10 protein-coding genes are annotated in these 14,780 nt (G+C 68.9%); 8 read left to right on the top strand and 2 right to left on the bottom strand.

All coding sequences use genetic code 11. The annotated features are described in order from the left end of the window. Positions 1-746: 746 nt before the first annotated feature. The 3 genes from EES42_RS45705 (at position 747) to EES42_RS32245 (ending at position 4,373) form a co-directional block, all read left to right on the top strand. Entirely contained in the window at positions 747-1,115 is a 369-nt protein-coding gene (locus EES42_RS45705; protein ID WP_206433687.1) for a hypothetical protein, read from the top strand. A gap of 188 nt (positions 1,116-1,303) precedes the next feature. Next, positions 1,304-2,686, top strand: a complete 1,383-nt coding sequence (locus tag EES42_RS32250; protein WP_124721786.1) for an erythromycin esterase family protein — start codon at positions 1,304-1,306, stop codon at positions 2,684-2,686. A gap of 898 nt (positions 2,687-3,584) precedes the next feature. Then, positions 3,585-4,373 (top strand): IclR family transcriptional regulator, encoded by a 789-nt coding sequence (locus EES42_RS32245; protein WP_124721785.1) that lies wholly within the window; start codon positions 3,585-3,587, stop codon positions 4,371-4,373. 63 nt (positions 4,374-4,436) lie between these two features. Here the strand turns inward: EES42_RS32245 and EES42_RS32240 are convergent, their stop codons facing one another. Continuing rightward, positions 4,437-6,737 (bottom strand): FAD-dependent oxidoreductase, encoded by a 2,301-nt coding sequence (locus tag EES42_RS32240; protein WP_124721784.1) that lies wholly within the window; start codon positions 6,735-6,737, stop codon positions 4,437-4,439. Between the two features lie 437 nt (positions 6,738-7,174). Here EES42_RS32240 and EES42_RS32235 point away from each other — a divergent pair, with 437 nt between their 5' ends. From EES42_RS32235 to yidD, 5 genes are all read left to right on the top strand, one after another. Further along, complete coding sequence (locus tag EES42_RS32235; protein ID WP_124721783.1) at positions 7,175-8,104, top strand: carbohydrate ABC transporter permease; 930 nt, start codon at positions 7,175-7,177, stop codon at positions 8,102-8,104. Continuing rightward, entirely contained in the window at positions 8,101-9,021 is a 921-nt protein-coding gene (locus EES42_RS32230) for a carbohydrate ABC transporter permease (RefSeq protein ID WP_124721782.1), read from the top strand. Before EES42_RS32235 ends, EES42_RS32230 begins: the two co-directional genes overlap by 4 nt. A 68-nt stretch (positions 9,022-9,089) precedes the next feature. Further along, on the top strand, positions 9,090-10,391 hold the full coding sequence (locus tag EES42_RS32225; RefSeq protein ID WP_124721781.1) for an extracellular solute-binding protein: 1,302 nt from the start codon (positions 9,090-9,092) through the stop codon (positions 10,389-10,391). Between the two features lie 243 nt (positions 10,392-10,634). After that, positions 10,635-11,960: a BNR-4 repeat-containing protein gene (locus EES42_RS32220; RefSeq protein WP_124721780.1), complete on the top strand. Its 1,326-nt coding sequence runs from the start codon at positions 10,635-10,637 to the stop codon at positions 11,958-11,960. Between the two features lie 438 nt (positions 11,961-12,398). After that, positions 12,399-12,719, top strand: coding sequence for a membrane protein insertion efficiency factor YidD (gene yidD / locus EES42_RS32215; protein ID WP_124722190.1), 321 nt, complete (start codon positions 12,399-12,401; stop codon positions 12,717-12,719). Between the two features lie 781 nt (positions 12,720-13,500). Here the strand turns inward: yidD and EES42_RS32210 are convergent. Then, positions 13,501-14,547: an AI-2E family transporter gene (locus EES42_RS32210; protein WP_241196723.1), complete on the bottom strand. Its 1,047-nt coding sequence runs from the start codon at positions 14,545-14,547 to the stop codon at positions 13,501-13,503. Between the last annotated feature and the right edge of the window lie 233 nt (positions 14,548-14,780).

The raw sequence follows: 14,780 nt of genomic DNA, 5'->3' as shown, positions 1-14,780 counted from the left end.
TCGTAGCCACCGCGGCCACCACCGTCCACGGAAATCTCCTGGGGCCGCCCGAAGCATCGATGACCGGCGGTGATCACAGGGCGATGCCGCCACCGAACAAGCGTCGCGTGCGGCTTCTGCGTCCAATGGCACCAGCTGCGTTTCTTTGCTGGTCAGAGACGTTGTTGCCGGGCCGTCCGTGATGGTTTTGCAGGTTGTTCCGGTGGCGGGTCTCAGCGAGATGATCAATACGGATCTGGTCGAGGCCGGACGTCGGCGCCCGCGGCCTGGCGTAGGGGCCGGGTCGGACTTCCGAGTCGGCCCACGGTCCGCTGGCGACAGTCTGCTGGTGGAGGTGGGAAGCGCAGCGGGGGAGTGGCCCTACCCGGTGCGCGGGGATCGAGATTCGTAACCTGCACGCCGGGCTGATCTCGCTCCTCGTCTCTCCACCGACCGTTCGGATGGCACGCTCCGAGCCTTCGTGCAGGCTGCGGCACATCGGCAGCAGGTCGGTGAAGAGCGGCTTGCCGCTCGGCGCCATTGTCACGGCCAGGTTGTTGCGCTCGAACAGGGCGGCGCCTATACAGCGCTCCCTCGATGTCGCGCAGCTCACACACGATCTTCTCGGCGTTAAGCGAGAGGTTAACTCGCATTATCGGACCTGGCGTTGTCGCCGGTGACCGCTGCGTTCAGGCTGGGTGCGTCGGGAAGGAACACCGTTCATCAGTGGGGCTCACCGGGCTCCGGATACCCTTTCCCGGGGAGACGTGCTGCACATCATCAACTCGGTCGTGCCGCCGAACGCCGACGACACGGCAGCCACCAACAACGTCTTCACCGCCCATCCGAGCTTCCACGAATCAGCGGCGGCCAGGGGGTTTTCGTCCAAGCGACCACGACGTACGGATGAGGCCGAGGAGCCAGGTGACAGCGTCACCCGACTCCTCGGCGCGCACCTGCCCGCGGGGGAGGTGGTCAGGCTGCCGCGATTCACGTACAAGGCCCGGCAGGCCGAGCGATACCGCTACGGGCGGATCCTGCCGGTCGGGGAAGCGGCGCATCTGTTCCGCATCATGTCCGGCAGCGTCGACGACCTCGAAGCGGCTGCCCCCGTGCAGACGTGGAGCTACATCTGAACCTCGCCGACACGCGGGAGTGCCGGGCTGCCGAGTGGTCCGGCACCCGACAGCCGGCAGCGCGGTACGGCAGAGTGAGAGCACCGCTCTGCCGCCGCACTCCGGTGGTGCCCCTACGTGCGGTGATCCTCACTCCCACTCCGTCAATCAAGTGATTCACCTTCCAGCACGAGAATCGAGTTGTCCGCGTGTCTGTTGCGACCCGTCACGCCCCGTTCGCCGACTGGCTCGGCGACCATGCCGTCCCGCTCACCCATCTCGACCCCGAGGCGCCGCTGGACGACCTGGAGCCGCTGCGCGACCTCGTCGGCGACGCGCGGGTCGTCGCGATCGGCGAGCACTCCCACTTCATCGACGAGTTCATCCGCCTGCGCCAGCGCATCGTGCGGTTCCTGATCGAACGCTGCGGCTTCACCGTCCTGGCCTTCGAATACGGCTTCAGCGAAGGCTTTCCCCTCGACGCCTGGGGGCAGGGCGAAGGCGCGGACGACGATCTGAAGGACCACCTCGCCGAGGCAATCCCCGTGGGCGTTGACGAGCCGCTGCGCTGGATCCGCCGGCACAACCACGCCGTCTCGCCGCCAGTGCGTTTCGCCGGCATCGACATCCCGGCGGCCGGTGGATCCCTACTGCCCTCCCTGACGCCCGTCGCCGACTATCTGCGCCGGATCGACCCCGACACCCTCCCGCTCATCCAGGAGGCGACGCGGATCGCCGGATCGTTCGCAGGCACCTCCGCAGCCGCCGCCGCGCCCGCGTGGACCCGCCTGCCCACCGCCGACCAGGACGCCCTCACCGCGACCCTGACGCGCCTACTCATCCGATTCCGCGCCGTCGAGCCGCTCTACGTCTCCCGCGGCGACCGGCACAGCTACGACATCGCCCTGCGCCGCCTCGAAGGTGCCTGCCAGGCCGACTACGGCTTCCGCGCCATGGCCGGACTGTTTGCCGGGAACGGGCTGACCGCCGACACCTCGGCCCGGGACGTCTACATGGCCGAGTCCGTCCTGTGGCACCTGAAGCGCAACGAGCCCGGAACCCGCATCGTGCTGGTGGCCCACAACGCCCACATCCAAAGATCACCGATTTCCTTCAACGGCCACCTCACCGGCTTCCCGATGGGGCAACACCTGCAAAACGCCCTCGGCAACGACTATTTCGCCCTCGGGCTGACCAGCTCCGGCGGACACACTGCGGAGATGGTCCGCGACGAGCAGGCGCGCTTCGGCTTCACCATCGAGCACACCGCGCTGCAGCCGCCCGAGCCGAGCAGCGTCGAAGCCGCCTTTGTCGCGGCCGGTCTCGGGCTGAGCGTCGCCGGCCTCCGCCAGGCGCGCACGTGGGCCGCCGACTCCGCCCCTGGTCCCGACCGCATAAGGCTGCAGAGCACCTTCTTGCACACCCCCGTCGTGGACGCGTTCGACGGCATCCTGCACACCCCGGCCTCCACCGTGGCCGACAACGTGGAGTGCGAGGCCGATGACCCCGGCGGGGCACGGGGCGGAGCAAGTCCCGGAACACACCCCCGGCAAGAGGCACAGGGCGAGGACGACTGGGCCGCAGCACCGTAGTTGTCACCGACAGCCACCGCTGCACTGCGGCTTCGGTCATATGAAGCGCGGTGGTTGTGTCGCCGCACGGGGTGCTCAGGCAGTTCGGTTCAGGAGGTTCGGTGGAACCGTTCCTGTCCGGGTGATGTCTGGGCAGACGCGTCTGATCTTCTGTTCCTCGCCGTGCTCTTCGCGCCGTTCCCGGCGCCCTGCGCGCTGCCAGGAGCTCCGCGTGCTGGTCTGCCCGTCCTCGACCGACCTGTCCGGGGCACAGCCGGCGGAACGGTCAGGCTGGTGAGAGCAAAAGGTATATCCGGCCGTGGACATCGGGGTGGCCGAGGTCAGCCGCCGAGGTGCGTTCCGTGGAGTGGAGGTCGCCCTCCCGCATGGGCCTGATCTGCAAAGCGAACTCCTGAATCCCCGAACGCTTCCGACTGCGCAGTCCTGCCTAGGTATCCGGTGGCTCGCGAAGGCGGCCGCAGTGACGCTGGTGGGTGGGCTGAGGTGTGGTGTCTTTCGGCCTGGTGATGGGTCGGCTGACAAAAGGGGGCATGTCAACTTCGTTGAGAACGCGGGCGTTTGACGCATCCAGCCTCTACGTCTCATCGTACCGACTGTGTTTCTGCTGGGCAGTGATGCCTTGCCCGGTCTTCCGCCCGCGCCCACTACGGGCTGCTCTCCGAGTACGAGCTGTCCCCGGCATACTGCGGGCGATCAACGCGCGATGAGACGGCCTCGCGCACTTTGCTCGGCGAAGGACGGCTCCGGGTGCCGCCGAATCGGCCGGTGCGCCGTCCCCCGTGGGACGGCGCGGGCCCGGATCCGGTCCTTCGCGAGCCGGTGGAACTCAGGGACACTCCCAGCTCGACGCGATATGCTGATGCAGATTGTGCAAGCCATTTGCAAAATGAGGAGGGTCATGGCTACGCGGGCGACCGATGCCGGGACGAATCAGAGCGTCGAACGAGCGGTCTCGGTACTGCGCGCACTCGACGCCGGCCGCGCCGAACTACGCGTCTCCGACGTCGCCGAACTCACCGGACTGGGGTCTTCCACCACCTCTCGGCTCCTGTCCACCCTCGAACGGCTCGACATGGTCGAACGCGACCCGGTCAGCAACCTCTACCGCCTCAGCCTCGGGATTCTCCCGCTCGCCGCCACCGCGACCAACCGCCATCCCGTCCACCGCGCGGCCCGCATGGTCCTCCAGGACCTCGCGACCCGCACCGGGCTGGGGGCCAATGTCGCCGTCCGCCGCGACTCCGAGCTGATGTTCCTGTGCAATTTCGAGGGACACCGTGCCCCGAAGTCCTATACGCAGGCCGGGCACACGGCTCCGTTGCACGCCACCAGCATCGGCAAATGTCTTCTCACCGGCCTCACGCCCAAGGAGCGCCGCAAGCTGCTTCCCGAGCCGCTCGCGGCACACACCGACTACACGACCACCAGCCACGACCTCCTCGACGACGAGATCGACACGGTCCGTCGCACCGGCTACGCGATCGAAGCCGAGGAACGAGCCCTGGGCCGGGCTTCCCTTGCCGCGCCCGTCCGCGACGCCTCGGGCGACGTCGTCGCCGCCATCTCCCTGTGGGGCCCGGCCTCCCTCCTCGGCAACCACACCGAAACCAACGGGCAGCGTCTCGCCCTCACCCGTGAGGTCATCGAAGCCGCCGACGCCATCAGCCAGGCACTCGGCGTCCTCTGAACCGCATGGCGAAGGGGCCCGGCGAAGGTAGAACAACCTTCACCGGGCCCCTTCGCCGTGCCGCTATGCTCCGTACGCCTTGAACGCGATCACGTGCGCGTGCCGCGCGCCGTGCGTCGCGTCCACCACGAGCCGCAGCGCGTCGGTGCGCAGAGGCCCGCCGTCCGCACCGCTCAGCGGGTGCACGCGGTGGCGGCGGCGGTTGCCCTCCACCGTCAGCACCGTGTTCCAGGTGCCGTCGGGCTCGCGGCTCTGGATGCGGTAGTCGCGGACCAGTTCCGGCATCACCTCGAACGGGGTGCGGTGGCGGTGCAGGTTGTTGAGGTACTCGTCGATGTCGTCGTCGAACACCACACGTGTCTCGGTGAGCTGCTGCTCCTCGTCCCACTCCAGGCTCAGCCATTGCTCGGCCCGGTCCGGGTCGGGCAGCAGCTCGGACGACCACATCTGCGGGCCTCCGTAAGCGCGCTGGAATCCGCCGACGGCCCGCTCCGGCAGGAATGCACCGGTGTCCGGGGCGGCGCGGAAGCCGAAGGTCCGGCGGCGCAGGCCGCGGGCCTGCCATTCCAGGACCAGCTGGCCGTCTTCCTCCGGAATGTCGTGGTCGACGGCCTCGTCCCCCTCGGCCCTGCTGCGCAGTGCGAGGACGCCGTCGGTGCGCTCGGGGACGAGGACCAGCGCGGCACCCGGGCAGGCGCGCACGATCAGGACGACGTTCTCCGGAGCGTCCGGGCGGTGGCCCAGGCGGGCCGTGACCCAGTGGGGGCCGTCGGCCGGCACGGTGACCGTGGTGGTGAGCAGGTGGTCGACCGGGACCGCGTTCTCGGGGCGGCCGGTGCTCCACAGCTCCACGGTGAGTTCACTCGCCGGCTCGCCCGGGACGCCGTGGACGAGCAGGTCGACCGTGTCCAGCGCGGGGTCCACGGGCAGCAGCAGCGCGAGGTCGCGGGTGAGCGGGTAAGGCTCGCCGGGTGCGGTCTGCGTGGGCTCGGCGGCCAGGCGGCTCAGATGTGAGGAGGCGCTGACGCGGGCCGTTCGCGCCAGGTTCTCGGGGTCGTCGTCGTACAGGCCGATGACCGAGGCGTCCTGCCGCAGCAGGGTGCGGCGTACCAGATCAGGGCGTTTCGTGGCGAGTTCGCGCGGGGTGAGGCCCTCGGCGACGCAGAGCGCGGCGGCCGTGCCCGCGGCCTCGCCGAGCGTGGCGCAGGTGGCCATGACACGGGTGGCACCGAAGGCGATGTGGGTGGCGGAGATGTTGCGCCCGGCGAACAGGAGGTTCGTGACGTTCTCCGAGTACAGGGAGCGCAGCGGGATGTGGAAGATGCCGTCCGCGTAGCGCTGGCGGGCACCGGGCTCGTCGGCGTACATGCCCTGCACCGGGTGGAGGTCCACGGACCAGCCGCCGAAGGCGACGCGGTCGGCGAACTGCCGCTGTTCGAGGATGTCCTGCTGGGTCAGCATGTGGTCGCCGAGGAAGCGGCGGTATTCGCGCTTGCCGGGGAGGCTGCCGACCCACTCCAGGGTCAGGTTCTCGGCGTCCGGGAACTCGCCCGAGTTCTTGATGTGGTCCCAGATGCCCATGATCACGGACTGGAGCTCGTCGCGGATGCGTTCGTTGTCGTGGACGGTGTCGAGCTCGCCGCCCCACTCGATCCACCAGTAGTCGCAGCCGTTGTCACCGGTGCGCAGGACACGGTTGCGCAGGATGGGCGTGGTGGTGAGGTCGCGGGCGCTGGCGGGCGGCACGAACTTCACCGGCCGGCCCGTGTCCTTGGTGTGGAACAGGATCGTCGATCCGAGCAGTGCCTTGTCCTCCGCCTCGGGTGCCCAGGGCTCGCCGAACTCCGCGCGGGCCTCGCGGCCGATGCGGTAGCGGGCACCGGCGAGGTGGCCGAGCAGGCCGTCGCCGGTGCAGTCGAGGAACTGGCGCGCGTGGAAGGTGATGCGCCGCTCGGAGCCCATCATCCAGCCGGTGCAGGAGTGCACCTCGCGTGCGTCGTCCGGGCCGCTCGCCTCGACCTCGCGTACGTCGGTGTTGAGGTACAGGTCGATGTTCGGCTCGGCCCGGACCGCGTCGAGGACCACCTGGTCCCAGTAGTACGGGTTGCCTTCGGGATTGCGGAACTGGTTCTCGGTGTACAGCTCGCCCATGATGCCGGTCTCCCGGGCCCAGCGGTGCACGCCGTGGGCGGTGGCGCCGCAGACCCAGACTCGGACCTCGCTGCTGGCATTGCCGCCCAGGACGGGCCGGTTGTTGACCAGCGCGACGCGCCGGCCGAGCCGTGCCGCGGCGATGGCCGCACAGGTCCCCGCCAGGCCGCCGCCGATGACGGCGATGTCGTAATGGACCTCTTCTTCCCGCACGGTGCGGCCTCCTTGATGTGAAGCTCGGATTCTCTCCGCCACAGCGGAGCGGCCTTGAACGTACATCACATCCATATTGTGCAACCACTGTTCAGCCAGTGGGATGTGTTGTAAGTTTCCAGCGCAGCCGACGACACCGTCGCCGCGGGCCGACGGTCCAGCTCATGGCAAGTGCGGCGACTTCGCCGGTCCCGCACAGAACCGGCGATTCACTCACCAACAGGGTTGACGCCGTCGCACGATATGGAGAACGATCCCGCATGCTGCAACTTGCGTTCAATGGAGCATGCAATGGCATTCACACAGGGCCTCGGGCGAAACAGGGGACGGCGCGACTCACCACTCGCGCCCGGCCGCGTCGCATCCGGCTGCCGGTGCACGGCCTTCCGTGCCACGCCCTGCAACCCCGCTCCCGCCCCGTTTGAGAGGACACACCCATGAGTACGGCCGCACCTCCCCAGAAGGCCGCTCCACGCCGTGAGCGGGCCGGCGGGCGGCTCTCCAACGGCGCGTTCGCACTGCTGCTGACCGCCCCGGGGATCGCGCTGTTCGCGACGATCATCGTCTACCCGCTGGTCTCGGCGCTGTTCACCGGCTTCTTCAAGCAGGACCTGCGGCTGCCGGGCCGGGAGTTCGTCGGCCTGGAGAACTTCGCCTACTGGCTGGACGGCGACTTCCTCACGATCCTCAAGCAGACGCTGGTCTTCACCGTCGGCGCGACGATCGTGCCCTTCGTGATCGGCTTCGCGCTCGCGCTCGCGCTGAACTCGGGCCTGAAGGGCAGCGGCTTCCTGCGCGGCCTGTTCCTGTTCCCGTGGGTGATCCCCGGCGTGGTGATCTCCTTCCTGTGGATGTGGATCTTCAACGCGAACTACGGCGTGCTGAACGGCATCCTCATGAAGGCCGGGATCATCGAGGAGTCCATCTCCTGGCTCGGCCAGCCCGGCACCGCCATGCTCGCCGTCATCATCACCAAGACCTGGGCGAGCTTCCCCTGGATGATGGTGATGCTGCTGGCCGGTCTGCAGACCGTTCCCAAGGAACTGCACGAGGCGGCCTCCATGGACGGGGCGGGCTCGATCCGTCGCTTCTTCGCCGTCACCTGGCCGCAGGTCCGCGGTGTCGCCTCGATCGTGCTGCTCCTGGAGTTCATCTGGAACTTCCAGCACTTCGACACCATCTACGTGCTCACCGGCGGCGGCCCGGCAGGCTCCACCGAGACCTTCGCGACCGCCGTGTACCAGACCGCCTTCAAGGGCTTCGACATCGGCCGGGCGACCGCGCTGGGCGGACTGTGGATGCTGCTCCTGCTCATCCTCGTCGCCGTGTACCTCAGGATCACCGAGCGGAAGGGCGACGCCCGATGACCTCCACGACCTCCACCCCGCTGTCCGGCACCGAACGGCTGAGGCCGCACACCACGTCCGCCGGGCGCACCTCGCGGCGCCGGATCCGCAAGGACCTGCTGCGCTCGCGGATCGCGGCCTGGACCGCGGTCCTGGTGATCGGCGCCTTCGGCATGCTGCCGATCTACTGGCTGCTGGCCACCGCCCTGAGCAGCCCCGAGCAGACCTTCCAGTTCCCTCCGAAGCTCATCCCCACCGAGATCACCTTCAGTAACTTCACGGCCCTCGCCGAGAACGACCAGCTGATCAAGTACCTGGTCAACTCCCTCATCGTGGCCTCGATCACCGCCGTGCTGAGCGTGGTCGTCGCCACGTACATGGGCTACTCGTTCTCCAAGTTCCGCTACCGCGGACGCCGGTCGCTGATGCACCTGGTGCTGGCCTCCCAGATGTTCCCCCAGGCGGTCCTGCTGGTGACGCTGTACGCCGTCTTCTCCAGCTTCGGCCTGCTGAACACGTACACCGCTCTGGTGCTGTCCTTCACCACGTTCACGATGCCGCTGTGCGTCTGGATGCTGAAGGGCATCTTCGACACCATTCCGGACGCCCTGCTGGAAGCCGCGTCCATCGACGGCGCGTCCCGGTGGCGGACGCTGCACTCCATCGTGGCGCCGCTGGCCGCGCCCGGAATGATCGCCGCCGGCCTGTTCGCCTTCGTCCGAGGCTGGAACGACTTCATCTTCGCGGTGACGCTGGCCGACAAGGAGAAGCAGACCCTGCCGCCCGGCCTCGTCTCCACCTACATCGGCGAGTTCCAGACCGCCTGGCCCGAGCTGATGGCAGCCTCGCTCGTCGTCTCCATCCCCGTGGTCATCGCCTTCATGTTCCTGCAGCGCTACCTCGTCGGCGGCATGACCGCCGGTTCGGTCAAGAGCTGACCCCGCGGGACCCTCCCGCACCCTCCCCCCACACCCTTCCCTTCCGCTCACTCCCCCATGGAGAGACCATGACCACCTCTGGCATCAGCCGGCGCGGCGCGCTGCGTATGTTCGGCATCGGCGCGCTCAGTGTGGCCGGAGCCGGTGCGCTGGGCGCCTGCGCACCGTCCGGCGCCAGCACCTCCTCGAACGGGGGCGACACGAAGTCCAAGGACTTCGACTTCACCTCCTGGTCGCTCAACGAGGAGGCCGCCAAGCCCTCCATCGAGAAGATCATCAAGGCGTGGGAGAAGGCCGAGGGCTCCAGGATCCGCGCGGTCTCGTACCCGTACAACGAGTACCTGAGCCAGCTCACCCTGAAGCTCGGCGGTGGGGAGACGACCGGCGCGGTGCACCTCGACATCGCCTGGCTCGCCGCGATCGCGCAGATGGGCAAGCTCGCCGAACTCGACTCCACGGCCATGAAGGGGGGATACACGAACGTGGCGCTGGAGAGCGGCATGTACGACGGCAAGCAGTACGGCCTGCCGTGGAACACCGGCTCGATCGGCGTGATCGCCAACTCCAAGCTCCTGGAGAAGGCGGGCATCAAGAAGCACCCCACCACCATCGAGGAGTTCGAGGGCGCGCTGCGGGAGCTGAAGGGGCTCGGCAACGGCATCGTGCCCTACGCCGCGGCCACGAAGGTCGCGCAGCTCAAGGACATCTTCCCGTGGATGCAGACCTTCGGCTGCACGCTCATGGACGGCGACGAGGTGACCATCGGCGACGACGCCTCCATCGACGCGGTCACCTGGTACAAGAAGCTGCACGACGAGAAGCTGATCGCCTCGGACGTGGACCGGTTCGACGCGCGCGCCCTGTTCGGGCAGGGCAAGGCGGCCTTCTACGACGACGCCATCATCGGCAAGGGCGTGACCTCGGCGCAGTCCAAGGACAAGACGCTGGCCGACGCGATGCAGCCGATGAAGCGTCCGGTGCTGCGCTCCGGAGACACTCCGCAGGCGCTGCTGTGGGGCGGCGTGATCGCGATCGTCAAGGGCAAGGGACAGGACGCGGCGACGGAGTTCGCGCTGCACACCACTTCGGACCGCGCCACCACCACCGAGTACTTCGCCTCCCGCGCCCTGCCGCCGTCCACCACGGTGGGCCTGTCCGACCCGAAGGTCGCCCAGGACACCTTCACCACCGAGTGGACCGAGAAGATCACCGACACGGCGACCGGCAGCCCGTTCTGGCAGTTCGCGCAGAACGCCCAGATCGAGGAGGCCGTGGCCAAGCAGGTCCAGGCGGTCCTGGTCGGCAAGTCGAAGCCGAAGGACGCGATGAAGAAGGCTGGCGAGGAGGTCGCCGCCCTCATCAGGCGCTGAGCCGGCGCACGGCGCTCCGGGCCCGGTGAAGGTCGAAACGACCATCACCGGGCCCTTTGTAGTGCTGCATCCGTCTTCCCTATGACGTATTCAAGTTCCGCATTGTGCAACCTCTATTCATGATCTGGGATCTGCTGTAAATTCCGGGCGCAGCGGAGGGGGTGTGCCTGGGGTGTACCGACCTGCGGGGCCACTCCCGTTCGCCTCACCGCCACATGCCACACCCCCACGAAGGAGTTCACCTTGCGACGTCCCACGGCACGCGCCTACGCCGCCTCAGCCGCGTCCCTGGCCGCCCTGCTCGCGCTCGTCCCGGCCGCCGCCCGGGCCGACGACACGGACCGTGCGGCAACTGCGGCAACCGCGGCAGCCGCGGCGACGGCGATCGAGAAGGTCCCGTACGCGATGGACTCGTCGAACCAGGCCGCCTGGTGGACGCCGGTCGCCACGTACAAGGGGCGCGGCCAGTACACGTACTTCGCCTTCAACGAGCCCGGCTCGACGGCCGCCACGCACCGTCCGGCCATCGCGCGGCGCGACCCGGACGGGGTGTGGAGCCGTCTGCCGCTGCTCGACAAGAGCGGACAGCAGGCCGAGTTCCCCGACGACAACGGTCACAACCAGTCGTCCGCCGCACGCGACGGCAGTGGCCGTCTGCATGTGTTCGCCTCCATGCACGCCGATCCCTGGCGCTACTTCCGCACCGAAGCCCCCGGCGGGGACGTCACGGATCACGCGTCCGAACTGCCCGACCAGGGCGTGGGCATCACCTACCCGGTCGTGACCACCGCGCCCAACGGTGATCTGTACCTGGCCGCCCGCGTCGGCGCCGGTTCCGACCAACGTCCGGGAAAGCTGTACCGCTGGGACAACGCCGCCGCGCGCTGGAGCGTAGTGGCCACCTTCGCGGGCGCGCTGAACCGCTCCGTTTACCCCGACGACCTGACCGTGGACGCCGCAGGCCGCGTACATCTCCTGTACGAGTGGGCCAAGGCCCCCGCGACCGGGTTCCGGCACCAGCTCTCCTACCTGAGCTACGACCCGTCGACCGGCGCCTTCGCGGACAGCACGGGCGCGGCCGTCACCACCCCGGTGACACCCGCCACGTCCGATGTGATCCAGGAGCTCACCACAGGTGAGGAGTGGAGCATCGACAACGCCTACACGGGTCCGGCGGTGCAGAGCGCCAAGCTCACCCTCGACGGCTCCACCCCGAAGGTCGCCTACCGCTACCGCTCGGCCGACAGCGGCGGCAACTTCCGTGTGTACTACGCGTATCCGAGCGGCAGCGACTGGGTCCGCAAGACCGTTTACGCCGGTGGTCAGACCGCCGCGGCCCTCGGCATCACCTGGGACGAGACGGACACCAAGCGGATCTACTACGTCACCGGCTCCGGCACCGACCGCGTCTTCGCCGCGACGCAGACGGCTGACGGGACCTGGACCGCGGAGTCCGCTGCGCCGGGCGTGACTGCGGACCGGCTCGCGGTACGGCGGGACTCGGACGGCAACGACGTGCTGTACCTGCCGGACACGGCACACAACTCGCTCTACTACGGGCTTCGCTGATGCCCTGAACCGGCTGCGGGGCCAACGGCGGGGCGGGGCGGCGGGGTGCAGTCCAGCGGTCGGCTGTCCCGTCGTACCGGCCCGTGTCCACGCCCCGGCGACGGCGACCGGCAAATGCGACCGCAGCCGACGGTCGTCGTGGCCACGACTCCGGTCGGGAAGACCGTTTCGACACGTCGCCCACTTCGTACGCTTCCGACCTGCGCGGACAACGTCGTCGCGCTGGAGCGATTCCGGACCGCTGCTGCCTCTGGGGCCACCACGTTCCGTGGTGCTCGCCGGGGCTCCGCGGGTGCTGCGTAGGATCATGGCGAAGTCGGAGTAGAGGGAGGTCAGATGGCACGGCGGCGCAAGGACGGCAGGGACGGCAGCCGGAAGGAGAACTGCGGCGACGCATGCGCCGACAGCTGCTTCTGGAGCCGTACGGGCTGCCCCGACATGTGGCTCGTCTCCCTCCTCCTGGTTGTCCTGCCCCGGGCAGCCGGGCCCTTGAGGCCCGCCGGCGTTGATCCGGCGGCACCCCGTCCGGGCGGCCGGGCGGCGGGTGCGCTGTACGAGGTCGTGCGGCGCTACCGGACGAAGGCCAGTCCACTGCTGCCCGCGTGCTGTCCGTACACGCCGAGCTGCTCCACCTACGCAGTCAAGGCGCTGTACCGGCATGGTGCCCTGCGTGGTGGCCGGCTGGTTCTGGGACGTCTTCTGCGGTGCCGGCCGGGAGCTGCCCGTCGGCGGGGGTACCACGACCCGGTGCCCGACTGACGGGCCAGAACGTGATTCTCCGCAATTACCCGCAATCTCGTTGAGCCCGCAGTCGCCCTCCATCTCTCCGTAGCGTCGGACGAAACCGATTGCAGCAACAACGGAGACGGTGTCCATGGGCGCACCCACACCCACCGGCCCCGCACCGCAAGCCCGCGGCCTCCAGCCGCTCTACTTCGCCCGGCCTCCCCGGCACTGCCGGCCCGCCCCGGCCGCGGCTGCGCCGCTTCGTCGCCCAGACCACCCCGGCCGTGCAGCACCGCCCTCCGCGCCATGGGCCTTTCTCCGCCCACACACACCAACCGCCGTGTCCAGGTCGTCCAGGACGGCTCCGCGCACCCTGGCGCTGGGCCTGCTCATGACCGATGCCGAAGCCGCCGACTGGTTCACCACCAACGCGCAGCCGAAGAGAGCTGATGCCACGTAGAACGCACCACGGATCTTGGGGGATCAGCCATGACATCCCCGGGACCCGGCCCTTATGAAGTCACCCGATCCAACTACCCCCCGTGAACTCAGCGTCATGCGCCCCAGCGACGGTTGAACCGGAGCAGGGCGACATCGCGATGAACCTGCAGCACACCAGAACCATGAAGACCCAAGAAGCGCCTGCGCGCGCTGTGGCAGAGCGGACACCCGAGTTGCCCGCATCGACCAGACCAGCGCGGAGGGCGCCTTCCTCCGCTGCGGCACGCCCTTCCACGCCACCCCGTGCCAGAACTGCGGCGGCTGCCGCATCGACGGCTCTTCCGGTTTCCCCGGCATCCGGGTCGAGCCCCGCTCATGTCTCTGCCCGCGCGGAATTACGGGCCTGACGCAGAGACTGGTACACCGACCAGGCGACGGACACCAGTGGCACTGCCACCACCGCGCCCAGCACCCCTGCCGTGATGGCGCCCCCGATCACCGCGAGCGCGACCACGACCGGATGCAGGCGGACGGCCCAGCTCAGCACGAGCGGGTGCAGCAGGTGGCCCTCGATCTGGCCGATGATCACGATCAGCGCCACGACGATGCCCGCCACGAGCACGCCCTTGGACGCCAGAGCCACCACGGCGGCGACTGCCAGCGCGATGGGGGAGCCGATCAGTGGGACGAAAGCGGCGAAGAATTCCAGCAGGGCCAGGGGCAGCGCCAGCGGCACGCCGAGTGCGAACAGCGCCAGTCCCACAAGAATCGCGTTGGTCGCCGCCACCAGGACGATCCCGCGGGTGTATCCGGTGAATGTCCGCCACGCCGCGCGGCCCGCGATCGTCACCCGGGCCCGGGCCGTCTGCGGAAGCTGGTCGCTGAACCAGCTCCACAGATGGTCGCCCGAGTGAATGAAGAAGACCGAGCAGAACAGGGCGAGCACGAACACCGTCACCACCTCCACCACCCGGCCCACACCGCTGAGGGCCGTGCTGATCAGCGCGGAACGGTGGCTCGACAGGAACTGCCCGGTGCGGGACTGGAGATCGTCGAGCGCCTTGGGGGCCAGCCGGAACGGCGGGCCCTCAAGCCATCGCTCGATCCGGCGCAGGCCTTCGCTGAACTCCCTCTCCAGCCCGGCGCTTTCCCCGGCGACCGCCTCGCCGACCAAGGTCAGGATGCCGAGAACGAGGACGACGCTGCCGATCAGCGCCACGGCAACGGCGAGCGGCCGCGGCATCGCACGAGCCAGGAGATCCGCCACCGGGCGCAGTATCGCGGTGCCGACCAGGCCGAGGAAGACGGCCACCGCCACCTCGTGGAACTGCCCCAGCACTGAGAAGGCGGCGTACACCGCGGCGCCCACGACGAGGATGCGCCAGGCATAGGCAGCGGTCGTCCGCAGCGCGGGGTTCACTCGCGGCTCGTACGGTGTTCTGGACCCGTGCCCGTTGGCGGGGGTCCATGTCGCGGGGCGGGGGAGGCCGCGCAGCGTCCGGCGCGACGGCGTGCGGATCCGGAGCCTCCGTCCTTCGGCGGGTCGGTCGGAGGACATGACCTCGGGCTGCAGATGCGATCTCCTGGGCATTCCTTGCTGGTATCAGCATCGAATGCGTCGACCGGGGCTCCTGAAGCGACATGCGCAGGAAT

The sequence above is a fragment of the Streptomyces sp. ADI95-17 genome, from assembly GCF_003846175.1.
Taxonomy (GTDB): Bacteria; Actinomycetota; Actinomycetes; order Streptomycetales; family Streptomycetaceae; genus Streptomyces; species Streptomyces sanglieri.
The sequence above is the reverse complement of the archived record's forward strand: the minus strand, read 5'-3'. Positions and strand labels throughout refer to the sequence as shown.

Bases quoted from the DNA above. Each gene is read 5' to 3' on its own strand.
- EES42_RS32245 (WP_124721785.1), top strand. From the start codon at position 3,585: ATGGCTACGCGGGCGACCGATGCCGGGACGAATCAGAGCGTCGAACGA.
- EES42_RS32235 (WP_124721783.1), top strand. From the start codon at position 7,175: ATGAGTACGGCCGCACCTCCCCAGAAGGCCGCTCCACGCCGTGAGCGG.
- EES42_RS32230 (WP_124721782.1), top strand. From the start codon at position 8,101: ATGACCTCCACGACCTCCACCCCGCTGTCCGGCACCGAACGGCTGAGG.
- EES42_RS32225 (WP_124721781.1), top strand. From the start codon at position 9,090: ATGACCACCTCTGGCATCAGCCGGCGCGGCGCGCTGCGTATGTTCGGC.
- yidD (WP_124722190.1), top strand. From the start codon at position 12,399: ATGTGGCTCGTCTCCCTCCTCCTGGTTGTCCTGCCCCGGGCAGCCGGG.